This is a genomic window from Pararhodobacter sp. (assembly GCF_034676075.1).
Classification (GTDB): domain Bacteria; phylum Pseudomonadota; class Alphaproteobacteria; order Rhodobacterales; family Rhodobacteraceae; genus Pararhodobacter.
Genome location: NZ_JAUCCQ010000041.1, coordinates 1 through 21461 on the forward strand (window position 1 = coordinate 1; position 21461 = coordinate 21461).

General features: G+C 67.9%; 22 protein-coding genes. 2 read left to right on the forward strand and 20 right to left on the reverse strand.

Features of this window, described 5'->3' with window-relative positions:
* The 6 genes from VDQ18_RS12630 to VDQ18_RS12655 form a co-directional block, all read right to left on the reverse strand.
* Positions 1–1208 (reverse strand): nitrite/sulfite reductase (locus tag VDQ18_RS12630; protein ID WP_323021293.1); only part of this gene is annotated, 1208 nt, incomplete at its 3' end.
* 10 nt (positions 1209–1218) lie between these two features.
* Positions 1219–1518 (reverse strand): DUF2849 domain-containing protein, encoded by a 300-nt coding sequence (locus tag VDQ18_RS12635; protein WP_323021294.1) that lies wholly within the window; start codon positions 1516–1518, stop codon positions 1219–1221.
* Entirely contained in the window at positions 1518–2912 is a 1395-nt protein-coding gene (gene cysG, locus VDQ18_RS12640) for a siroheme synthase CysG (RefSeq protein ID WP_323021295.1), read from the reverse strand. Before cysG ends, VDQ18_RS12635 begins: the two co-directional genes overlap by 1 nt.
* Positions 2913–3104: 192 nt before the next feature.
* Positions 3105–4172: a hypothetical protein gene (locus tag VDQ18_RS12645; RefSeq protein WP_323021296.1), complete on the reverse strand. Its 1068-nt coding sequence runs from the start codon at positions 4170–4172 to the stop codon at positions 3105–3107.
* Positions 4153–4932: a hypothetical protein gene (locus VDQ18_RS12650; RefSeq protein ID WP_323021297.1), complete on the reverse strand. Its 780-nt coding sequence runs from the start codon at positions 4930–4932 to the stop codon at positions 4153–4155. The genes VDQ18_RS12645 and VDQ18_RS12650 overlap by 20 nt, the downstream gene beginning before the upstream one ends.
* A 132-nt stretch (positions 4933–5064) precedes the next feature.
* Positions 5065–6159 (reverse strand): DUF475 domain-containing protein, encoded by a 1095-nt coding sequence (locus tag VDQ18_RS12655; RefSeq protein WP_323021298.1) that lies wholly within the window; start codon positions 6157–6159, stop codon positions 5065–5067.
* A gap of 276 nt (positions 6160–6435) precedes the next feature.
* Here VDQ18_RS12655 and VDQ18_RS12660 point away from each other — a divergent pair, with 276 nt between their 5' ends.
* A complete protein-coding gene (locus tag VDQ18_RS12660; protein ID WP_323021299.1) occupies positions 6436–6843 on the forward strand; it encodes a hypothetical protein in 408 nt (135 codons plus the stop codon).
* Positions 6844–6861: 18 nt separating this feature from the next.
* Here VDQ18_RS12660 and VDQ18_RS12665 read toward each other — a convergent pair whose 3' ends face one another.
* Genes VDQ18_RS12665 through VDQ18_RS12695 form a run of 7 tightly spaced genes read right to left on the reverse strand, consistent with a single transcriptional unit; the run spans position 6862 to position 14142 of the window.
* Complete coding sequence (locus VDQ18_RS12665; protein ID WP_323021300.1) at positions 6862–7836, reverse strand: ornithine cyclodeaminase family protein; 975 nt, start codon at positions 7834–7836, stop codon at positions 6862–6864.
* Positions 7833–8690 (reverse strand): alpha/beta hydrolase, encoded by an 858-nt coding sequence (locus VDQ18_RS12670; protein ID WP_323021301.1) that lies wholly within the window; start codon positions 8688–8690, stop codon positions 7833–7835. The genes VDQ18_RS12665 and VDQ18_RS12670 overlap by 4 nt, the downstream gene beginning before the upstream one ends.
* Positions 8687–10162, reverse strand: coding sequence for a M81 family metallopeptidase (locus VDQ18_RS12675; protein WP_323021302.1), 1476 nt, complete (start codon positions 10160–10162; stop codon positions 8687–8689). The genes VDQ18_RS12670 and VDQ18_RS12675 overlap by 4 nt, the downstream gene beginning before the upstream one ends.
* Positions 10159–10701: a TRAP transporter small permease gene (locus VDQ18_RS12680; RefSeq protein ID WP_323021303.1), complete on the reverse strand. Its 543-nt coding sequence runs from the start codon at positions 10699–10701 to the stop codon at positions 10159–10161. Before VDQ18_RS12680 ends, VDQ18_RS12675 begins: the two co-directional genes overlap by 4 nt.
* Before the next feature lie 27 nt (positions 10702–10728).
* Positions 10729–11691, reverse strand: coding sequence for a TRAP transporter substrate-binding protein DctP (locus VDQ18_RS12685; protein ID WP_323021304.1), 963 nt, complete (start codon positions 11689–11691; stop codon positions 10729–10731).
* 34 nt (positions 11692–11725) lie between these two features.
* The gene (locus VDQ18_RS12690; RefSeq protein ID WP_323021305.1) at positions 11726–13012 is read right to left on the reverse strand and encodes a TRAP transporter large permease; all 1287 of its coding nucleotides are present in this window, start codon (positions 13010–13012) and stop codon (positions 11726–11728) included.
* A complete protein-coding gene (locus VDQ18_RS12695; RefSeq protein ID WP_323021306.1) occupies positions 13009–14142 on the reverse strand; it encodes an FAD-binding oxidoreductase in 1134 nt (377 codons plus the stop codon). Before VDQ18_RS12695 ends, VDQ18_RS12690 begins: the two co-directional genes overlap by 4 nt.
* 111 nt (positions 14143–14253) lie before the next feature.
* Between VDQ18_RS12695 and VDQ18_RS12700 the strand changes: the two genes are divergently transcribed.
* Positions 14254–14880, forward strand: a complete 627-nt coding sequence (locus tag VDQ18_RS12700) for an XRE family transcriptional regulator (RefSeq protein WP_323021307.1) — start codon at positions 14254–14256, stop codon at positions 14878–14880.
* A gap of 279 nt (positions 14881–15159) precedes the next feature.
* Here VDQ18_RS12700 and VDQ18_RS12705 read toward each other — a convergent pair whose 3' ends face one another.
* From VDQ18_RS12705 to VDQ18_RS12735, 7 genes are all read right to left on the reverse strand, one after another.
* On the reverse strand, positions 15160–16467 hold the full coding sequence (locus tag VDQ18_RS12705; protein ID WP_416235104.1) for a branched-chain amino acid ABC transporter permease: 1308 nt from the start codon (positions 16465–16467) through the stop codon (positions 15160–15162).
* A complete protein-coding gene (locus VDQ18_RS12710) occupies positions 16458–17468 on the reverse strand; it encodes a branched-chain amino acid ABC transporter permease (protein ID WP_323021309.1) in 1011 nt (336 codons plus the stop codon). Before VDQ18_RS12710 ends, VDQ18_RS12705 begins: the two co-directional genes overlap by 10 nt.
* Positions 17469–17549: 81 nt before the next feature.
* Positions 17550–17981, reverse strand: a complete 432-nt coding sequence (locus tag VDQ18_RS12715) for a hypothetical protein (protein WP_323021310.1) — start codon at positions 17979–17981, stop codon at positions 17550–17552.
* 25 nt (positions 17982–18006) lie between these two features.
* On the reverse strand, positions 18007–18363 hold the full coding sequence (locus VDQ18_RS12720) for a hypothetical protein (protein WP_323021311.1): 357 nt from the start codon (positions 18361–18363) through the stop codon (positions 18007–18009).
* Positions 18364–18366: 3 nt separating this feature from the next.
* Positions 18367–19101: an ABC transporter ATP-binding protein gene (locus tag VDQ18_RS12725; RefSeq protein WP_323021312.1), complete on the reverse strand. Its 735-nt coding sequence runs from the start codon at positions 19099–19101 to the stop codon at positions 18367–18369.
* Entirely contained in the window at positions 19094–19885 is a 792-nt protein-coding gene (locus tag VDQ18_RS12730) for an ABC transporter ATP-binding protein (RefSeq protein ID WP_323021313.1), read from the reverse strand. Before VDQ18_RS12730 ends, VDQ18_RS12725 begins: the two co-directional genes overlap by 8 nt.
* A 70-nt stretch (positions 19886–19955) precedes the next feature.
* Positions 19956–21137, reverse strand: coding sequence for an ABC transporter substrate-binding protein (locus VDQ18_RS12735; RefSeq protein ID WP_323021314.1), 1182 nt, complete (start codon positions 21135–21137; stop codon positions 19956–19958).
* Positions 21138–21461 lie beyond the last annotated feature (324 nt).

The window sequence follows — 21461 nt, forward strand, 5'->3', positions numbered from 1 at the left end:
TTCGCCGTGGCCAGCCCCCGCCCTTTCAGCGCCTTGTGCACCGCCGGCAGATCGGCCAGCGCCACATGCGGCAGGATCACGTTCTGCTCGTGGCTGAGGCGGATCTCGCCATAGCCATAGCGTTCCGCAAGATCGGCGATCAGCCGCATCTGGTCCGAGGTCATGTCGCCGGGCGTCTCGCCATGCGCTTTCAGCGAGATGGTGACGATGGCGTGCCCCTCGGCCTTGTGGGCGTGCAGGTTGGTATCGGCCCAGGCGCGGAACACCGGGTCCGCGCCATAGGCCGCCTGATAGGCGAGGTCCGAGGCCTGGCGGAATTCGGGCGCGCGGAACATCCCCTGGATGCGGGCCAGCGCGGCCAGCGTTTCGGCGGTGTCGAACTGCGGCGCGATCTCGGCGAAGCGGGCCTCGACCAGATCGCGGACCGTGTCGATCCCGTTCTCATGCACGGTGATCTTGATGCGGGCCTTGTACTTGTTGTCGCGACGGCCGAGCAGGTTGTAGGTGCCGACCACGGCCTCCAGATAGGGCAGCAGATCGGCCACCGGCAGGAAGTCGCGCAGCACCTTGCCGATCATCGGCGTCCGGCCGAGGCCGCCGCCGACGATCACCTCGAACCCCTCAGCACCGTCGCGGCGGACCATGCGCAGGCCGATGTCATGCGCCTTGGTCACGGCGCGGTCGATCTCGGACCCCGTCACCGCCACCTTGAACTTGCGCGGCAGGAACTGGAATTCCGGGTGGTCGGTGGACCATTGGCGGATGAGTTCGGCATAGGGGCGGGGATCGGCGATTTCCTCGGCCGCAGCGGCGGCGAAATGATCCGAGGTCACGTTGCGGATCGTGTTGCCCGAGGTCTGGATCGCATGCAGCCCGACCTCGCCCAGCGCTTCCAGCATGTCCGGCACATCGGTCAGCTTCGGCCAGTTGAACTGCACGTTCTGGCGGGTGGTGACATGGCCATAGCCTTCGTCCCAGCGGTCGGCGATCTCGGCCAGCTTGCGCAGCTGGTTGGGGTTCAGCGTGCCATAGGGGACGGCCACGCGCAGCATATAGGCATGGAGTTGCAGGTAGAGGCCGTTCATCAGCCGGAGCGGGCGGAACTCGTCCTCGGTCAAGGAGCCGTCGATGCGGCGGGCGACCTGTTCGCGGAACTGGCGGTTGCGTTCCTTCAGAAACGCGGTGTCGAAATCGTCGTAGACGTACATGGATCTGTCCTCAGGCCGCAGCTTGCTTGCCGTGGGCATAGTTCGAGGGGCCGCGGCGGCGGAAATCCTCGCGGAAATGGGTGGGTTCGATGCCCTGGGCGGTCAGGCGGACCTCGGCGAGGTAACAGCCGACCACCTCATTGCCGCGCTTCGCAGCCTTGGCCAGCGCCGCCTCGGCCTCGTCCTTGTCGTCAAAGGCCTGGGCCTGCTTCAGGTCCCGGGTCCAGCCCTCGGCCGCGGTCAGATAGACCACGTCGCCCTCGATCAGGGCGTTGGCGGTGACGACATGGGTCTGGGGCGCGCGGGACATCAGGCGAATTCCTCGAGTAGGGCGGGAAGAACGGCGGCGGCCTTGGCGGGCGCGAGGCCGAAGAGGGTGATAACGGGGCCGGTGAAGGCGGCCTCGGCCAGCGTGGCGGGCAGGTCGGCCAGCGTCGCGGTGACGATCCGCTGATCGGGGCGCGAGACGTTTTCCACCAGCGTGACCGGGGTGTCGGCATCGGCGCCGTGCATGATCAGCCGCCCCTGCACGAAGCGCGCGGCGCGCTTGCCCATGTAGATCGCGGCGACGGCACCCGGCCGGGCCAGCGCGCGCCAGTCATGGTCGGCGTAGCCCTGCACATCCTGCGCGGTCAGCAGCCGCAGATCGCTGTTGCGGCCCCGGCGGGTCAGGCTGGCACCGATGGCGGCAGCGGCAGCGCTGGCAGCGGTGATGCCGGGCGTCACGGACCAGTCGATCCCGGCCTCGGTCAGCGCCTCGGTTTCCTCGTCCAGACGGCCGAAGACCGAGGCATCGCCGCCTTTCAGCCGCACCACGCGCAGCCCGGCGGCGGCGTGGCAGATCATGTGGGCGTTGATCTCGTCCTGCGGGGTCGAGGGGCCGAACCCTTCCTTGCCGACGGCGATGAACTCGGCCTCGCGCCGCGCCAGTTCCAGGATCGCGGCGGGGACCAGCCGGTCATGGATCACCACATCGGCGGCATCCAGCAGGCGGCGGGCTTTCAGCGTCATCAGCTCGGGATCGCCGGGACCGGCGCCGACCAGATCGACGCGGCCCGGCTCGGGCTCGGCGTTCAGATGCTCGCGCAGCAGGGCTTCCAGCGCGTGGTCGAGCAGTTCTTCACCCGCCCCGGCCAGAACCTCGGGCCCGGTGCGGAAGTAATAGTCGGCCCAGAAATCGCGGCGGGCGCGACCCTGCGGCAGGGCCTCGGCCCGGGCGCGGAACAGCTTGCCAGCGCGGGCGAGCGGGCCCAGACCCTGCGGCAGACGCTCTTCCAGATCGGTCTTCAGGGCGCGGGCCAGCACCGGCGCGGCGCCTTCGGTGCCGATGGCGATGGTCACAGGATCGCGGTCGACGATCGCCGGGGTGATGAAATCGCTGCCTTCGAGGTTGTCGACCACATTGACCAGCACCCCCGCGGCCCGCGCCAGCCGGGCGAGGCGCGCATCGGCCTCGGCATCGCCATGCGCGCCATAGGCCAGCGCGGCGCCGGTCAGGTCGGCGGCCTCGGGGGCACGGCGGATCAGCGGGACGCCATGGGCCGTGGCCGTCGCTTCCAGATCGGCCTCGGGCGCCTCGGCGAAAAGGTGCAGCCGGGCTTCGGTCTTCAGCAGAAGGCGGAGCTTGGCCAGCGCGAAGGCACCGCTACCGGCGATGACGACCTTGCGGTCAGCCAGATCGAGGAAGATCGGGAAATGCTGCATCGAAGCCTCCGGGGTTGAGGCTCAAGATGGAAAAATTTCCTCCAAACAGCAAGATAACCGGCGAAACAAGGAGGATTCAGGGGCTGAACGGCGCCGGATGGGAGAAAATTGTTCCAAATCCAGCACAACAGGAATGGTTGTCCTCCGACTCCGCGCCGCGCCGGAATTCCCGTCTTGCCGCGCTGCCGCGACTCAGCGCTGACCCAGGCGGAATCGCACCGAAAGCCCGGTCCGGTTGTCCTCGAACAGCGCGATGGTCGAGGTGGTGACCTGATGCGTGACCTCGATGCTCATGCCGCGCCGGGCCTCGATCGACAGGCCCAGACCCGTCACATGATCCTCGCGCGCCATGCCCAGCAGCATCCCGCCCGAGGCCTGCACATGCCAGGCGCTGACCGAGACCGGGCGGTCGCGCCACAGGAAGCCGACGCGCGCGCCGATCCGGCCCCGCGTGGCGGTGGCGCCCGCGATGGGCGTGGCGGTGCCGAGCGCGAGCTCGGTGACGGCGCCGTTCCAGACCGCCGACCAGCCCAGCGTGGCGCCGGTCTGCTGGCCCGCGTCCAGCGCCCGGCGGTCCACTTCCAGGCTGATCTGATGCGCGGCCTCGGCGGTCGAGAACAGATGCACCAGCGCGGCCGATATCCCGGTCGAGCTGCCTTCGGTCAGCGCCCGACGGCTGGCCGAGGCCGAGGCGCAGACATCGACGAAGGTCCAGCCGGTGACATGGTTGCGCGCGCAGGCTTCGACCCCGGCGGCACCGCGGCCGATGTCATGCACCGGCGACCAGGCGATTTCGGCCATGGCGCGCAGGTCGATGATCCGCCCCTCGGCCCAGGAGAGCCGCGCGGTGGCATCCAGCCGTCCGCCCAGCATCAGCCCGGCGCGGGCGCGGCTTGCGGGGTCCGCGTCGAAGATCAGCCCGCCGATGACCAGCCGGTCGTGGAAATAGCCGCCGTTGATGTTGTCATCCCAGGTCAGGATCGGGCTGAACCGCAGGGAGCGGTCCATCAGTTCGGCCCCGCCCTCGTTGTAAAAGCCGGTATCGCGCAGGGCGCGGCGCAGGGCGTTGGTATAGGCGGGGGGCGCGCGGCGGGTGTCCTGAGCGCGCGCCAGAGTGAGCAGCCTCAGCCGCTCGCTCGACGCCAGCGGCGCCAGCCGCGCCCGGTCGAAGGCATCCGCCCCCGCCCGTGGCGCCAGCACCGTCAGGCCGAGGCAGAGCATCACCAGAAGGGCGAGTGCCTTACGGACGAGGGAAGGCATTCGGATCCACTCCGACAAAGGCACCATCCACCGTCACCTGACGACCGGTCGCCGTATCCGTGCCATCGGCCTGATAGAGGCCCGAGGTCGACAGCTCGTTCATGCCGTTGTCATAGGTGGGCGTCCCCCCCAGCGAGCCGCGCAGGGTGCCGTCCACGGCCAGGATGTCGGGGCTGTTCGGATCCCAGACGCGGATCGTGACTCCGTCGCCATAGGCGCCGGTGATGATGTTGAGCGGCACGTCCTCGGCCTCGATCTCCATGCGGACCTGGGAATCGGCGGTGACGCCGGTGCGCAGGTTCAGGCTGACCGTCTCGGCGTCGAAGTCGATTTCCATGTTGACCAGCCCTTCGGCATCCGAGCCTTGCAGCATCGGGCCGCCGTCGATGGTCACCCAGGAATAATTCGCCCCGCGCAGGTAGAAACGGCCGGTCGCGGCGATCAGGGCCCCGTCGCGCACGTTCGAGAAGGGCTGCTGGTCGGAGGTCAGGCGCACCAGCCGCGTGGCGCTGCCACTGGGCGTGTCGATCTCGGCCAGAACCTCGACCGTCATGCGCCCCTCGTAGGGGGTGCCCTGCAGATCGATCATCGAGCGATAGCCGGCCGGATCGGCGGGATCGCTGTCCTCGAAGGCGGCGATGGCGCTGGCATCGGCGGGGGTCGCGTAGTCGCGGCGCACCCGGCTGTAGCCGTTGTGCGTGGTGGTGTAGGTCTCATAGCCTGCAACCGTGATCGGTCGGCCATCCGGAAGCGGCGGCAAGCCGCCCCCGGACGAACAGGCGGAGACAAGAACGAGGGCGGGGAGGGCGAAGATCGGGCGCATGGCCCTTTCCTAAATAGAAACAATGGCAAAATCCTGGCGGATTACCCCCGAAATTGTGGAAAATTGTCTCTATTCGCACCCGCCCCCGTGCAGCCGGTTCCACCGCACCGAGGACCAGAGCGCCACGCCGATCAGCCCGGCGCCGAAAAGGCCGGTCACCACCTCGGGAATCTCGACCAGCGCCTGCACATACATGATCACCGACAGCGCGATGATCGCATAGAAAGCCCCGTGTTCGAGGTAGCGGTATTGCGCCAGCGTCTGCTTTTCGACCAGCATGATGGTCATGGAGCGGACGTACATCGCGCCGATGCCCAGCCCGATGGCGATGACAAACAGGTTGTGGCTGAGCGCGAAGGCGCCGATCACCCCGTCGAAACTGAACGAAGCATCCAGCACCTCAAGATACAAAAACGCGCCGATCCCCCCCTTGGCGGCGGTGGCCAGCGTCGCCTGCCGCGAATCGAGGAAGCCGGACAGGACCTCGACCAGCAGGAAGGTCAGCAGGCCCCAGATAGCCGAAACGGTGAAGAGATGCCGCTCGACCTCGGGCAGCAGGCGCGAGATGCCCAGCGCCAGCGCCAGCACCACCGCGACCTCGATCCCGCGCACCGTCGAATAGCGCGACATGCGGCTTTCCAGCCAGGGGAGCCAGTGGATGTCCTTGTCATGGTCGAAGAAGAAGGTGAGGCCGACCATCATCAGGAAGGTGCCGCCGAACGCCGCAATCGGCAGATGCGCGTTCTCCAGGATATGGGCGTAGCTGTCGGGCTCGGTCGCGGCCAGGCGCAGGGCCTCCCACGGGCCGACATGGGCGGCGATGACCACGATCAGCAGCGGAAAGACGATCCGCATGCCGAAGACGGCGATCAGGATACCCCAGGTCAGGAAACGGCGCTGCCATTCGGGGCGCATGTCCTTGAGCTTGTTGGCATTGACGACGGCGTTGTCGAACGAGAGCGAGATTTCCAGCACCGCCAGCACCGCGACGATGAACAGCGTCGACAGCGCGCCGGACCAGGTGCCGGTGCTTTGCCAGCCCAGCACGCCACCCAGGGCGATGCCCAGGATGGTGACGACAAGGGCGGCACGGAAATAATGGAACAGTGGGGCATGCGCCGGGCCGGGCGCAGCGGCAGGGGGCAGCTTGGGTGTCGGGGACATGATGACCGTAGCGCGGCAGTTGTCACGTCAGTGCCGACATCGCGAAAGCGCCGCAACTTTCGCCAGAGGGGCCCGGTCACCGATAGTGCCCCCGGCTTTGCCGGGGGTGACCCTGATATAGCGCGACTCCGGCCCTTGGAAAAGGGCTGTGCCCAAGGCTTTGCCCGGCGGAGTTCCGCCGCCCGGCGGGGGCGGGTCTGGAACTTCGGGGGCTTCCTCGCGTTTCTTGCGCGACCGAGGCCCGCCGCTGCGGGTCCCCTGTGAAAGGACCAAGACATGAACCGCGTCATGATCGCCGGCATCGCCGCCATGAGCACGCTGGTCGCCGCCCCGGCGGCCTTCGCCGACCCGCCTCCGCACGCCCGCGCCCATGGCCGCGGGCATGCCGAATGCGTCGGTCACACTTGCGGCCGCCGCGGCAATCCCGGCCACGGCTGGAACGACGAACGCCACGGCGGGCGTCATCTGGAGCACCGTCGCGACACCAACGTGACCAACATCACCATCAACATCGGCGATGACGGCCGCTATGGCGAGCGCTGGACCTGGCGCGATGGCTACGGCTTCGGCCCGGCGCCCTATGGCCGCGAATACCGGGTGATCAACGGACAGCTGGTGATGGTCGATGTGCAGACCCTGCAGGTCGTGGCCATCGTCGGCCTGCTGAGCGCGCTGATCAACTGAGCCTGTCTGGGCGGCGGATCAGAGGGAAACCTCGGTCCCCCGCCCTTCGCTTGCCGCCCGGCCCAGCGCATGATGCGCGACGGCCAGATCCTGCGCCACGATCCCCAGCGAGCGGTAGAGCGTGATCGCCTGCGGACCCGAGCGTCCCGGCCCACCGTTCAGATGCGCGCCGATCTCACCTTTCAGGTGATCCGGCGCGAAGAGCCCCGCCTTCAGCCCCTCGACCACCTCACCCGCCTGCGCCATGAGCGAGGGCAGGTAGTCGCAGAACACTTCGCCCCGGGGGATGACGGCATCGTCCACCTCACGTTTCGAGGCGACCGAGGCCCCGACGATATTGAGGTGCTGCCCCGGTTCCATCCAGTCGCCCTTCAGGACCGGCGTGGCGGAATTGGTGACGGTGCAGATGATGTCCGCGCCACGAACGCCAGCCTGCGCGTCGGTGCCATGGGTCATGGTCAGGCCGGGATGGCTGGCGGCGGCATGGGTGGCGAAGGCCTCGGCGGCTTCGGCCCGGCGGCCGACGACATGGACATGGGTGATCGGCCGGACGGCCAGCATCGCCTCAAGGTGGTGCTCGGCCTGTTCGCCGGTGCCGATCAGCGTCAGCCGCGCGGCATCGGGCCGGGCCAGCGCCCGTGTGGCAACCGCCGAGGCGGCAGCAGTGCGGATCGCGGTCAGCAGCCCCGCATCCATCATCGCCACGGCGCCGCCGGTCTCGGATTCGAACAGCACCACGGCGCCGCGATGGCCGCTGAGCCCTTTCTTCGGGTTTTCCGGAAACAGACTCACCAGCTTCACGCCGTAGCACATCGGCTCACCCAGCGCGCCGGACATGACGCCCATCATGTTCTTGCCGCCCACCGGCACCACGTGCCGGAGCGGTAGCTGCGCATCGCCACGCGACACGGTGCGCATCGTGGTGTCGATGACGTCGATTGCCTCGGCCATCGGCAGCAGAGCCGCGATATCGGCGTTGGAGAGGATCCTCATGCCTGATGGATCCCTTCCGTCAGCACCCAATCGGGCGACAGGGGTTCAAGCCCCATCCGCGCCTTGAGGATGTTGCTGTAAAGCGCCGGGCGCAGCAGATACGGGAAATGCCCGCCCCAGAGGAACCGGAACGCCGCCGCCGGGGCGTTCCGCGCCCGCACGGCGTCGCGCATCGGCGGAGGGATCAGCGGGTCGTCCACGGATTCGATGGTCGTGGCGCTGTCGGCGGTGTTGGTCAGCGGCGGCAGGACGGGGCCGGTCTTGATCGCGTCGAGCCTTGCGCGGAGTTCGTTCTCCAGGATCCGGCCGCCGGCCTCGGTCAGCAGCAGGTCGAACATCTCGGCCCAGTCGGGATAGGCGGCGCGCGCGGCGCTCATGCTGGTCTCGAACCCGGCGCGCAGGTCCTCGATGGGGGCCTGCCACAGATCCAGCGAATAAGGCAGATGGGTGCGCGGCGCGCCGACATCGGCCAGCGTATTGCCGGGGAACAGATGGCTGACCAGCCCCGGATGCTGCGCCGCAAAATACTGCGCCAGGAACCCGCCTAGCGAGGAGCCCAGCACCGCCGCCCGCTCGATCCCCAACCGCGCCAGCAGCACGGCCAGCGAGGCCGACCATTCCGGCACCCCGCCGCTGTCGGGATAGCTGACCGAAAGGACCCGGCGATGCGGCGCCAGCGCCTCGATCTGCGCGAAGAAGATATCGGCGCGGCCCAGCGTGCCGGGCAGGAACAGAAAGGCCTCGCCCGTCCCGCCGGTGTCGATCAGGCCCCAGTCGCGGCCCTCCAGTTCGATCCGTTGTTCGGGAAAATGCGAAAGAAAGGCGTCGCGGGCCTGCATCAGCGAATTGGTCATGCGAAAGGGTTCTCCACGCGCGGCCAGTAGGTCAGCGACCGGTGGCGGTAGGGGATGGCGGTGAAATCGGGGGTGATGGCCCCCGGCGCGGCGATGGGGATGATGACCGAGGCGATGGGCGCAAACCCGGCGCGGTAGTGGTTCGAGGATTTCACGCAGACATGGCGCTTCTTCGACAGGTCGATGCCCAGCTGGGTAAAGGCCTCGGGGTGGAAGGTCTGGGTGCGGGTGTCGTTGACGATCAGGTCGATATTATCCGTCTCATCCCCGGTGCCGGCGTCGATGGAGAGCCAGGCGATGGTGCCCAGAGTGACCGGCAGCGTGCCGAAGCGCTGGCTGAGGCCGGTGGCGACGCGCTTGATCGTGACGTTCAGGTCCAGCGGATCGCCCGACATCGGCCCGCATTTGCCGCCCAGCCGGATCGCCAGCTGCGCCCCCTCGCCGATCTCGGCGCAGAGTCGGACGACCACCGGGTCCCAATAGATACCCGAGGCGACCGAGGTCAGACCGCGGTCCAGGATCGCGCGCAGCAGGAAGGTGGAATCCGAGGGCGCCCCGCCGCCCGCGTTGTCGGACATGTCGGCCAGCACGACAGGGCCCTGATTGTGACCGGCGGCCTTGTCCAGCGCCTGATCGATGGTCAGGACCTCCTGAAAGATCGCCTCCTTCTCGCGCCAGAGCTTTTCGCCGATCTCCCGCGCCATCTTTTCCGCCAGCGCCGGGTCGCCATCGGTGATGGCCAGCGCCCGCGCCCCGGTGCGTTCGTGGTCGCCCCAGGGGAAGCCATGCGCCAGCGACAGCGACAGCACCCCCGGCTCGGATTCCCGTGCGGTCATGGCATCGACAAAGGCGCGCATCGGGCCTTCGGGTGTGGGCATGGCCATGATGATCCGGCAATCGTAATCGCGCATCACCGGGTTGGTCTTGCCCTCGGCCGCGTCAGCGAGAAGCGCGAACAGCTCCGCCCCGCGCTCCAGAATGTCGATATGGGGATATTCCTTGAAGCAGATGATCGCCGTGGCCTCGGTCAGCATCTGCTCGGTCAGGTGGCAATGCGGGTCCAGCAGCGCGCCGATCTTCGCATCCGGCGCCACGGCGCGGCAGGCGGCGATCAGGTCGCCCTCGCAATCGGGGTAGCCCTCGGCGATCATCGCGCCGTGGAGCTGCAGCAGGATCACGTCGACCGGCATTGCGGCTTTCAGGTCGGCGACGATCTCGTCGCGGAAATCCTCGTAGACCTTGCGCACCGTCGGCCCGCCCGGCTGGGCAAAGGCGGCGAGGCTTTCGGCCACCTGCCAGCCCTTCGCCTCGGCCTTCTTGCGCCACAGGTGCAGCGCCCCGGTCCAGTAGACGGGCGCGCCCTGCGTGGCGGTGCCGTGGTGGACATGCCCCTCCTCGAAGGCGGCGATGCCGGTGGGCAGGGGGGAAAAGCTGTTCGTCTCGGTCGCAAGGCAGGCGATGAAGCACTTCATGGGGCAGTCCGGGCAGGGGCGGGAAGCTGGCCCGTCGCCTGCAGCGCCAACCGCGCCAGCAGATGGACGAGGATCAGCGCGAAGGCGACCGGCACGGCCGCGGTGAACCAGATCATCGGGATGTCCAGCATCTCGGCCGAGCGGCCGAGGCTGCGGCCGAGAAAGCCGCGCGCCAGGTTCATGTTGGGACCGAAGAGGCAGTACCAGAGCACCGGCGCCAGGAAGAGCACGACGCCCAGCGCCCGGATCAGGGCCAGCACGCCGCCCGCCGTGCCGCGCAACGCGGCCATCGCCGGGAACAGCACCGGGTCGGCCCCGGCGCGGAACGCCGCCGAGGCGCCCAGCATCCCGGCCCAGACCATGGCGCGGCGCGCCATTTCCTCGGTCCAGATCGGCGGGTCAGAGAGGATGTAGCGCGCGATGACCTGCCAGCCCGCGGCATAGACCATGACCAGCACCGCCAGCACCGCACCCCAGAGGGCGATGGTGTTGAGCAGTGCCGAAACACGGTCCAGGCCCCGGGCCATCCTGCCGATCATCGCGCGTGTCCTTCCCCAACAGAAGCCTTACTCGGCGATCGCCGCCTGCCACTGCGCAAGTTGCTCGGGCGTGACGATCAGGTCATAGGTGGTGGCCGAGGCCGTCTGGAACTCGGCCCGCGCCTCGGGCGAGAGTTCCGAGATGGTGACACCCGCCGCTTCCAGCTGGGCGATCACCCCGGTCTGGGTCTCCAGCCAGGTGCGGTTCGCCTCGTTGGCGGCGGCGGCGGCGGCATCCACCGTGGCGCGGTCGGCATCGCTCAGCCCCTCGTACCAATCCTCGGACACGATGATGATCCGCAGCGAGGGCGAGATTTCGGCCGGGGTGAAGTACTTGATGAAATCGGTGTGCCCGAAGAGCAGCGGCACGAAGGCCGGGTTCAGATAGCCGTTGGCGACCCCCGTCTGCAGCGCGTTCGGCACCTCGGCCCAGCTGACCACGGTCCCGGTCGAGCCCCAGGCGGCATAGAGCTGGATCTGGCTTTCATCGAGCGCCCGCATCCGCAGGTCCGACATGTCGGCCATCGAGGTGACGGGATGCAGCGTGTTGAAGATGCCGGTCGCCGGGCCCACGGTATCGACCGCCAGCACCTGCACGCCCGAGCCGTCGAGCCCCTCGTTGATCGCGGCCAGCATGCCGTTGTCATAGAGCGCGCGGTCGACCGCCGCCATGTCGGCGAAGAAATAGGGCAGGCGCAGGCCGTAGATCAGCGTGTCGATGGACGCGACGATGCCCAGGGGCGACAGGCCCACTTCCACCAGCCCCTGGCTGACCTGGTCGAACACCTCGTCATCGCCGCCCAGGGCACCGCGCTGGTACTCCTCGGCCGCCATGCCGTGTTCGTTCAGATAGGTCGAGAAGGCATGCGCCCAGACATAGCTGCCCGAGCCTTCCAGATCCGGCGGGCTGTCGAGCGAGATCTTGATCTGCGCCGTGGCGGCGCTGGCGAACAGGGCGAGTGCGCTCGCCGCGAGTAGGATCTTCTTCATCGTCTTACCTCCGCTTGTTGGTTTCATTCTTGGGTCACTCGCCCAGCAGCCCCATGGTCCGGGGCAGCCAGAGCGTCACTTCGGGCAGCCAGATCAGCACCCCCAGCACCACAATCTCGACCAGCAGGAACGGCAGCACCGCCCGCGCCAGCCGCCAGTAATTGAGCCCCGTCACCGTCGACACGATCAAGAGGCACCCGCCCAGCGGCGGCGAAATCAGGCCGATGCAGAGGTTGAAGCACAGCACGATCCCCAGATGCACGGGATCGGCGCCCTGCTCGATGGCGACGGGCGCCAGCAGCGGCACCAGCAGCGCCAGCGCCACGGGGATGTCCAGCACCATGCCCGCCGCCAGGAAGATCAGGTTCAGGAGGATCATGTAGCCGACCGGGCCCAGCCCCATCTCGGTCACCATCCCGGCGATGGCCTCGGGCAGGCGCTCCAGCGCGCCCAGATAGCCCAGTGCCGAGACCGCGCAGATGATCATGAAGATCGAGCCCGACAGCATCGCCGTACGCCTGAGCGCCTCGACCATCTGGCCCAGCGCCAGACGCTCGTAGAACATGCCCGCCAGCGTGGCGGCGACAACGGCGACGGCGGCGGCCTCGGTCGGTGTCATCCAGCCCAGCACGATGCCACCAACGATGATCAGCGGAATGCCCAGCGCCGGCAGCGCGTTCAGGACCGTGGGCAGCAGCGGCGGGATTTCCTCGCGCGAAAGGCGCGGGTGGTCGTCGCGCCAGGCATAGAAGCTATTCGTGGCCATCAGCGCCGCGGCCAGCAACAGGCCCGGCACGATCCCGGCGATGAAGAGCGCGGTGACCGAGGTGCCCATCAGCGCGCCGTAGAAGATCATGATGATCGAGGGTGGCACGATCGGCCCGATGATCGAGGATGCCGCGGTGATCGCCCCGGCATAGGGCAGCTTGTAGCCCTGTTCGGTCATCGCCGGGACCAGCGTGTTCGACACCGCCGCGCTGTCGGCCACGGCCGAGCCCGAGATCCCGGCGAAGAAGACCGAGGTCAGCACGTTCACATGCCCCAGACCGCCCCGGACGCGCCCGACCATGACCATGGCCAGCCGGATCAGCACCCGGGTGACGCCGCCGCGGTTCATGATCTCGCCTGCCAGGATGAAAAGCGGCATCGCCATCAAGGCGAAGACGTCGATCTTGGAGAAGATCTGCTGCGGCAGGACGGCGAGGTAGCGCTCCTGCCCGGCGGCGAAGAAGGCCAGCACCGTGGCGCCGCCGATGACATAGGCGATGGCCAGGCCCGAGCCCAGCAGCAGCGCGCCGACAAGGGGGACAACCCAGATCATGCGGCAAGCGCCTGTCGGCGGGGGGCGAGGGCCTCGGCCCGGACCCCCTGATCGGCGATATCCTGCGGGATCGGTTGGCCAAGGGCCAGCGCCGCGGCGGTGCGCCCCATGGCGGGCGCGGTCTGGATGCCGTAGCCCCCCTGCCCCGCCACCCAGACGAAGCCCGGGGCATCGGGCGCATGCCCCACGACCGGCGCCTTGTCGGCAACGAAGGAGCGGAGCCCCGCCCATTTATGCTCGATCCGCCGCACCGGCAGGTCCACCGCCTGCTGCACCCGGTCGATGCAGAGGGCCACATCCCACTCGTCGGGCTGGGCGTCACAGGGCTCGGACGGCGTCTCGTCGGCGGGCGACAGCAACAGCTTGCCCGCGTCGGGGCGCAGATAGAAGGTCTCGTCGATGTCCACGACCATCGGCCAGTCGTCGACATTCTGCCCGGCAGGCGGCGCCACCAGCATTGCCGTGCGCCGCTTCGGCACCAGACCCACGGGCGCCACCCCGGCCATCCGGGCGATTACGTCGGCCCAGGCGCCCGAGGCATTGACCAGCATCTCGGCCGTGATCTCGCCCTGCGGAGTCTCGATCCGCCAACCGTTGCCCTCGCGGGTGATGCCCGTCACCTCTGTCTTGAGCCGCAGCTCACCGCGATGAGTGGTCAGCGCGCGCAGGAACTGGCGGTGCAACGCCTCGACGTCGATATCGGCCGATCCCGCGTCATGCAGCGCGCCTGCGAGGTAATCCTCGCGCAGGAGCGGCAGCATCGCCCGGGCCTCAGCGGCGCTGATGCGGGTGACCGGCAAGTCGGCGGCCGCGGCCTCGAGGCTGGCGCCCTGATCGGCATTGGCGACGAACAGCACGTCCCGGGGACGCAACAGCGGATAGGGACGTTCGGCGCTGGGGGGGGCGCTGAAGGCCCCGGCCGAGGCGCGGGTCAGCGCCCGGATCACCGGCGGGCCGTAGCTGGGGGTATACAGCGCGGCCGAGCGGCCGGTGGTGTGGTAGCCCGGCGCGCTTTCGCGTTCCAGCAGCAGCACATCCTGTCCCGCCGCCGCCAGTTCGGCCGCGACCGAGGCCCCGGCGATCCCGGCGCCGATCACGACGATCCCTCTGTGCTGTCCCGCTGAGCCCATCGCGCGCCTTCCCCTTTGCCTCACGCTAACACGGTTTTTCGCATCAGAAAGAGGAATTTTTCCGATACGAAAATTAATTGCGCGCGTCATGGTTGCGCGTATGATCGGGGCATGCCGCCCAGAAATCGCGCCTTGGCCCGCCCCGACCCGACCGAGATGGCAGACAGCCAGCGCGCCGAATTCGGCAGCCGGTTGAAGGAGTTGCGCCTTGCCCGCGGCTGGACGCTGGCGCAGCTGGCGGAACGTTCGGGTCTGGCCGTCTCGACCATTTCCAAGGCCGAACGGGGGCTTATGTCGCTGACCTATGACCGGATGCTCTCGCTGGCGCGGGGGATCGGCGTGGACATGGCCGAGTTCTTCACCGCCGAGGGCGCGGTCTTCGCTCCGGGCAGTTTCGCGGTGGCGCCGAAGGGCGTGTTCCAGAAGCAGGAGACGCGGAACTACGTCTACGAAATGCTGTTCCCCGAGATCCGCAACAAGGCGATGGTGCCGATGATGGGCACGCTCAAGGCTCATGACCTGATGGATTTCGACGATTTCGTCCGTCATCCGGGGCAGGAATTCCTGCTGGTTCTGGAAGGCGCGGTCACGGTCTTCGCCGAGGGCAAGGCGCCGGTGCTGCTCAGGCAGGGCGATTCGCTCTATTTCGACAGTTCGCGCGGGCATCTCTATGCCTCGGCCGGGGCGGTCGATGCCCGGATCCTGGTGGTCTGCACCGAGGCAGAAGGCGGCGCCTGAGCCTTTTGGGGTGCGTGCTGGCGTCGCCTCGCCGCGACAAGGGCGGCGCCCGAACCGCCGGAGTGGGCGAGAAGCGCCCGCCCCGGGGGGGGCGGTGCGGGCGCTGCCCGGCGTGCCGCCGGGCGGGACCATGGTGAGGGTCGCTCCCGTAGGGTGCGTGCTTGCACGCACCATTCCCCGCCCCCGTAGGGTGGGATTTCATCCCACCGAGCCGAGGCCCGAACGGAAAAGGGCCCGTACCACCGGCACGGGCCCTTCCCTGTCACGCACCGGACAACGCTATTTTTCCGGGATCAGCCCCCGTGGCGCGAAGCGCAGGACCAAGAGCAGGATCAGCCCCATGGTCAGGAGCCGCATATGCGCCGCGCTGTCCAGCAGGTGTGCGCGCAGGAAGCTGTCCTCGGGCAGGGGCGCGGTGATCCAGCCCATCAGCCACAGGCCGATCGGCTCGACCTCGACCCAGAGGAACCAGATCAGGAAGCCGCCCAGCACGGCGCCCCAGTTGTTGCCGGACCCACCGACGATCACCATCACCCAGATCAGGAAGGTGAAGCGCAAAGGCTGGTAGGAGCCCGGCGTGAACAGCCCGTCCAGCGTGGTCAGCATCGCCCCGGCGATGCCGCAGACCGCCGAGCCCAGGATGAAGACCTGCAGATGGCGCTTCGTCACGTCCTTGCCCATGGCCCGCGCCGCCGTCTCGTTGTCGCGGATGGCCCGCATCATCCGGCCCCAGGGCGAGCGCCAGGCGCGTTCGCTGAGCCACATGATGACGCCGAGCACCACGATGAAGGTCAGCGCGAAACAGGCCTTCACGAAGAGGGACGAGGCCTCGGCCGGGGCCAGCCCGAACCACGAGGCCCAGGCGATGAAATCAGGGTTGCTCTGCAGGCTGACCTCGTAGGGGATCGGCGCGCGCGGCAGGCCGTTCACGTTGCGCACGCCGCGCGACAGCCAATCCTCGTTCTTCAGGACGGCGATGATCGTCTCGGCGATGCCCAGCGTGGCGATGGCCAGGTAGTCGGACCTGAGCCCCAGGCTGACCTTGCCGATCACCCAGGCCGCGCCCGCCGCCAGCAGGCCGCCCACGATCCAGCTGGCGAAGATCGGCAGACCGGCGCCGCCCAGATAGCCCGCCACGGCGGTGTTGGTGCCCTCGATGGCGTCGACCGCCGGGTCCAGCACCGCGCGGTAGAGGAAGAAGCCGCCGACCACCACGACCAGCAGCACCAGCGCCCGGCTCCAGCCCTTCTGCATCCGCCGGTAGACCACCACGCCCAGCGCGATGGCCGCCACCCCGATCAGGATGCCGAAGATCGCCCTGAGGCCCCCCGCCGCCCAGGCGTCATGCACCGGCGGCATCGAGGTCAGCACCGTGGCAACCCCGCCCAGCGCGACGAAGCCCATCGTGCCGACCGAGAAGAGCCCGGCGTAGCCCCATTGGATGTTCACGCCCAGCGCCATGATCGCCGAGATCAGGCACATGTTGACCAGACCCATGGCGACCGAGGGGCTTTGCAGCCAGCCGACCAGCACCAGCAGCACCGCCATGATCAGGAAGTAGGATGTGTTCTTCGCGCTCATACGGATTGCCCCTTGAAGAGCCCGGTCGGGCGGAACAGCAGCACAAGCACCAGCAGCACGAAGCTGACCGCGAACTTGTAGTCGGTGGAGAGGAGTTGCATCAGCCCGTGCGGCTCGAGGCTCTCGGGCAGGAGATACTCAAAGAACTTGCGGAAGGCATAGGTGACGCCCACCTCGCTCAAGGCGATGACATAGGCCCCCGCCACAGCGCCCAGCGGATTCCCCAGACCGCCCAGGATGGCGGCGGCGAACATCGGCAGCAGCAGCTGGAAATAGGTGAAGGGCTTGAAGCTCTTGTCCAGGCCATAGAGCGTGCCCGCCACCGTCACCAGCACCGCGACGATCAGCCAGGTCACCGTCACCACCCGTTCGGGATTGATGCCCGACAGCAGCGCCAGATCCTCGTTGTCCGAAAAGGCCCGCATCGACTTGCCGGTCCGGGTCCGGTTCAGGAACCAGAAGAGCGCGCCGACCACGACCAGCGTCACCGAGATGGTGATCAGCTGCGACCAGCGGATCCCCAGCCCCTCGGCCAGCCCCGTCGCGTCGCGGAAGTCGCGCACGGTGAACAGGAACCGCGCGCCATCGGCGAAGTTCTGGTCATCGGGGCCGATGACCAGGCGGGTCAGCCCGTTCACCACGAACATGACACCGAGCGAGGCCATCACCACGACGATCGGCGCCGCGCGCACCTTTCGATAGAAGCGATAGACGGATCGGTCGACCCCCAGCAGCAGCAGGGCCGTCACCACGATCCCCACCGGCAGCGCCAGCAGCGCGGTCGGAAGCGGGTCGATGGAGACGCCGAGCGATTGCAGCCACCAGGTGCAGAGGATCACCGCCATGGTGCCGAAGGCCATCACATCGCCATGCGCGAAATGCGAAAAGCGCAGGATGCCGTAGACCAGCGTGATGCCCAGCGCGCCGAGCGCCAGCTGGCTGCCATAGGAGACGGCCGGGATGAGGACGAAATTGCCCAGAAGAACCAGGGCGTTCAGGAAATCCATGTCGAAGCCTTTCCGGTTTCGATGGGGAACGAGGCCGGCATCTGGTGCCGATCCGTGAGGCGGGCCTGGGTGATGTCTGTGTCAGGCATCCCGAAACTCCCCGCACGCGCCGTGCAGCAGCCACTCGGTCGCACCGTCGAGGCCGAGGGACAGAAGCTCGGCATTCGCGCCGGACACATCGACGCTGAGCGCGAAGGCCCCGGCGTCATGCTCGCCCCCCAGCACCACGCGACCGGATTCAGTGCTGAGGAAATGCAGACCCAGGTCTGCCTCGCCCAGCCGGAAGCCGATCACCGCGTCAATCGGCGTGCTGCGCTCCAGGCTGGCCACGATTTCGGCACTCTGGCACAGGCCATCGGCGTCACAGCGCTGGTCGAAACGGCATTCCGCCGTTTGCAAGGCCAGCGCCGCGCCGGGGGTCAACAGCGCACCCAGCACCAGCAGGCGCCCATGGGACACGGGTCTGAATAGGGTGGATTTGCCCAGCGAAAGCAGGGCGCTCAGAAGGTCCATGCGTTTGCCTTTCCCGCGACGCGCGTCATTCGGGCGAACAGTGGATGGTCATCAGCGTGGCCTCCTCGGCGCTGCCTTCCACCGGCGAGGCGGTCAGCAGGCCGGCGCCATCGCCGGTGAAACGAAGCTGGTAGATGCGGCCCGCGCTTTCCCAGGCGGCGGTCTGCAGCACCCCGTCATAGGCGGGGCTCAGGTGGTCGCCGTTCATGGCGACCTCCAGCCCGCCGCCGAGGAAGGCGAGGTCGAACCCCTCGCCCCCCTCGGTGCAGGTGCCGAGCAGATCGCAGGTCCTGAGGACCGCGCAGGTGAACCCGTCGCGCTGGCTTTCGGCCAAAGCGGGGGCAGGCGCGGCGAGCAGCAGGCCCAGCAGGAGGTATCGCATCGCTCAGCCCCCCAAGAAGCTGCGCCGCACCTCGGGATCGGCGAGAAGCGCCTGCCCGGTATCGGTGTAGCGGTTGGCGCCCTGAACCAGCACATAGCCCTTGTCGGCGATCTCCAGCGCCTGACGGGCGTTCTGTTCCACCATCAGGATGGAAATCCCCGTCCGGGCGATCTCGATGATCCGGTCGAAGAGTTCGTCCATGACGATGGGCGAGACCCCGGCGGTGGGTTCGTCGAGCATCAGGACCGAGGGCTTGGTCATCAGCGCGCGACCGACAGCCACCTGCTGACGCTGACCGCCGGACAGCTCGCCCGCCGCCTGCCGCCGCTTGTCCTTGAGGATCGGGAACAGGTCATAGATCTGCGCCATCGTCTCGCGGTAATCGTCGGTGCGGATGAAGGCGCCCATCTCCAGGTTTTCCTCGACGGTCATCGAGGGGAAGATGTTGCGCACCTGAGGCACGAAGCCCATGCCGCGCGCCACGCGGTCCTGCGGCGAGAGCGCGGTGATATCCTCGCCATTCAGCCGCACCTGCCCCTTGCGCAGGTTCAGCATGCCGAAGACGGCCTTCATGGCGGTCGATTTGCCGGCGCCGTTCGGGCCGACAATCACCGCTACCTGGCCCTTGTCCACGGCGATGGTGCAGGAATGCAGGATGTCGGCCGCGCCATAGCCGCCGGTCATCGCCTCGCCGATCAGCACGGCCTCGGGGTCGGGGAGGACGGGATGTTCAGACATGGCCGACCTCCGCCTTCACCTTGTTCTTCAGCCCGGTGCCCAGATAGGCCTCGATCACCGCCTCGTTGGCCTTGATCTCGTCCAACGTGCCCTCGGCCAGCACCTTGCCCTCGGCCATGCAGATGACCGGGTTGCAGATGCGGCCGATGAAATCCATGTCGTGCTCGATGACCACGAAAGTATAGCCGCGCTCCTGGTTCAGGCGCACGATGGCATCGGCGATGGTGTTCAGCAGCGTCCGGTTCACGCCCGCGCCGACCTCGTCCAGAAAGACGATCTTGGCGTCGGTCATCATCGTCCGGCCCAGTTCGAGCAGTTTCTTCTGCCCGCCCGAGATATTGCCGGCCTTTTCGTCGGCGATATGGCTGATGGTCAGGAATTCCAGCACCTCGTTGGCGCGGCGGCGGATCTCCTCGTCTTCCAGCGCAACCTTGCGGCGCTGGAACCAGGCCGAGACCAGCCCCTCGCCCATCTGCCGGGGCGGGACCATCATCAGGTTCTCGCGCACGGTCATGGAATGGAACTCATGGGCGATCTGGAAGGTTCTGAGCAGCCCCTTGTGGAACAGCTCGTGCGGCTCGAGGCCGGTGATATCCTCGCCCGCCATCGTCACCCGGCCCGAGGTGGGTTTCAGCACCCCGGCGATGACGTTGAAAAGCGTGGTCTTGCCCGCGCCGTTGGGACCGATCAACCCGGTGATCGACCCTTCGGCGATATGCAGCGTCGCACCGTCGACGGCGTGAAAGCCCCCGAAGTGCTTGTGCAGATTCTCGACACGGATCATGGGAAATCCTTACGAAAAGGCAGCCCGGACCCGCGCCCGGACTGCCCTTGAGGTCAGGGTTTACGCCGCATCAGCGGAAGCGGACGGTGACGAATTCGTCGCCCTGGATCTCCAGCTCGCGGTAATTGCCCGCGCTTTCGCCCGGCCCGATCAGTTCCACGGCCGAGGCGCCGACGTAATCGACGTCACCACCGGCGGCGATGATCTCCAGCGCGCGCGCCAGCTGACCCGGGAAGATCTGCTCGCCCGGGGCGTTGGCCACGTCCATCACGTGATCCTTGTAATCCGCCGAAGCGGTCGATCCGGCGGCCGCCATGGCCAGCAGCATCAGCGCCGCAGCGTCATAGGATTCCGGTGCGAAGGCCGAGGTCCCGTCGAAGCCCGCCGCCGAGGCGAGGTCCTGGAACATCTGCGTGCCGGGGTTGTCGGCGCCGGGCAGCTGGCCGTAGGAGCCCTGGATCTCGTCGCCCATGGCGTCGATCAGCGACTGGCCGATCATGCCGTCCACCAGCTCGAACGTGTCGAAGGCGCCGAGGTCCAGCGCCGAGCGGATGATGCCGCGGCCGCCCTGGTCGACATAGCCCGCAACGACCAGCACCTCGCCACCGGCCGCCGCCAGCGCGCCGACTTCGGCCGAGTAATCCGCCTTGCCGTCCTCGTGGCTGGCGACCATGGTCACGGTGCCGCCCGCTTCGGTGAAGGCCGCCTGGATCGAATCCGCCAGACCCGCGCCGTAGTCGTTGTTGGTGTACGAGATGGCGATCGACTCGACGCCGCGGTCACGCAGGATGTCGGCCACGACCTGACCCTGACGGGCGTCGGACGGCGCGGTGCGGAAGAACAGGCCGTCGTCCTCGGCCGTCGACAGCGCGGGCGAGGTCGCCGAGGGCGAGATCATCACGATCCCGTTCGGGCGGGCGACGTTTTGCAGGATGGCGCCCGTGACGCCCGAGCAATCTGCGCCGACGATGCCGACCACGCGGTCCGAGGTCACCAGACGTTCGGCCGTGGCGACGGCGAGGCCGGAGTCGACGCAGCCGTCGTCACCGCGCACCGAGGTCACGTTGCCCAGCGTGAAGAGGCCCGAGGCATTGACCTCGGCAATCGCCATTTCGGCCGATTGGGCCATCGTCGGGGTGATCGATTCCAGCGGCCCGGTGAAGCCGAAGATGATGCCCAGCGGCACATCGTCAGCCTGCGCGGCGCCTGCCGCGAAGCCGACCAATGCGGTGGTCATAAGAAACTTTTTCATGGTGGTGTCCTTCCTGTGGATTGGATTTCCGGTCGGTCTCGGGGCAGGGTTGCCTCGGGAACCTTATCTGTCGCACCGGCTCTCGTTCCGCCTTGCGGGCGGCTGGCCGGTGTCGGCGGCAAAACTCGCGAGTCGTCTCGTGGGTCTCAACTCCCTCCTTCTGCGCCGTTGACCGGCATTCTGATGGCGTCCCCGAACCGGGCCCGAAGGCCGCGTCCCGGGTATATCGCTTCCCCGACTTTACCCGGCGCCACGCTTTCGGCAACACCCTTCCGTCACCGAATTCCCCCTCCCGACAGGCCCCGGCCGGGTTTTTCCCGCCTT

Coding starts and splice junctions, on each gene's coding strand:
- VDQ18_RS12735 (WP_323021314.1), bottom strand. CDS start 21,137: ATGAAAAAGTTTCTTATGACCACCGCATTGGTCGGCTTCGCGGCAGGC.
- VDQ18_RS12680 (WP_323021303.1), bottom strand. CDS start 10,701: ATGATCGGCAGGATGGCCCGGGGCCTGGACCGTGTTTCGGCACTGCTC.
- VDQ18_RS12660 (WP_323021299.1), top strand. CDS start 6,436: ATGAACCGCGTCATGATCGCCGGCATCGCCGCCATGAGCACGCTGGTC.
- VDQ18_RS12715 (WP_323021310.1), bottom strand. CDS start 17,981: ATGGACCTTCTGAGCGCCCTGCTTTCGCTGGGCAAATCCACCCTATTC.
- VDQ18_RS12670 (WP_323021301.1), bottom strand. CDS start 8,690: ATGACCAATTCGCTGATGCAGGCCCGCGACGCCTTTCTTTCGCATTTT.
- VDQ18_RS12675 (WP_323021302.1), bottom strand. CDS start 10,162: ATGAAGTGCTTCATCGCCTGCCTTGCGACCGAGACGAACAGCTTTTCC.
- VDQ18_RS12645 (WP_323021296.1), bottom strand. CDS start 4,172: ATGCCTTCCCTCGTCCGTAAGGCACTCGCCCTTCTGGTGATGCTCTGC.
- VDQ18_RS12695 (WP_323021306.1), bottom strand. CDS start 14,142: ATGGGCTCAGCGGGACAGCACAGAGGGATCGTCGTGATCGGCGCCGGG.
- VDQ18_RS12725 (WP_323021312.1), bottom strand. CDS start 19,101: ATGTCTGAACATCCCGTCCTCCCCGACCCCGAGGCCGTGCTGATCGGC.
- VDQ18_RS12665 (WP_323021300.1), bottom strand. CDS start 7,836: ATGAGGATCCTCTCCAACGCCGATATCGCGGCTCTGCTGCCGATGGCC.
- VDQ18_RS12655 (WP_323021298.1), bottom strand. CDS start 6,159: ATGTCCCCGACACCCAAGCTGCCCCCTGCCGCTGCGCCCGGCCCGGCG.
- VDQ18_RS12730 (WP_323021313.1), bottom strand. CDS start 19,885: ATGATCCGTGTCGAGAATCTGCACAAGCACTTCGGGGGCTTTCACGCC.
- VDQ18_RS12635 (WP_323021294.1), bottom strand. CDS start 1,518: ATGTCCCGCGCGCCCCAGACCCATGTCGTCACCGCCAACGCCCTGATC.
- VDQ18_RS12690 (WP_323021305.1), bottom strand. CDS start 13,012: ATGATCTGGGTTGTCCCCCTTGTCGGCGCGCTGCTGCTGGGCTCGGGC.
- VDQ18_RS12710 (WP_323021309.1), bottom strand. CDS start 17,468: ATGGATTTCCTGAACGCCCTGGTTCTTCTGGGCAATTTCGTCCTCATC.
- VDQ18_RS12700 (WP_323021307.1), top strand. CDS start 14,254: ATGCCGCCCAGAAATCGCGCCTTGGCCCGCCCCGACCCGACCGAGATG.
- cysG (WP_323021295.1), bottom strand. CDS start 2,912: ATGCAGCATTTCCCGATCTTCCTCGATCTGGCTGACCGCAAGGTCGTC.
- VDQ18_RS12720 (WP_323021311.1), bottom strand. CDS start 18,363: ATGCGATACCTCCTGCTGGGCCTGCTGCTCGCCGCGCCTGCCCCCGCT.
- VDQ18_RS12685 (WP_323021304.1), bottom strand. CDS start 11,691: ATGAAGAAGATCCTACTCGCGGCGAGCGCACTCGCCCTGTTCGCCAGC.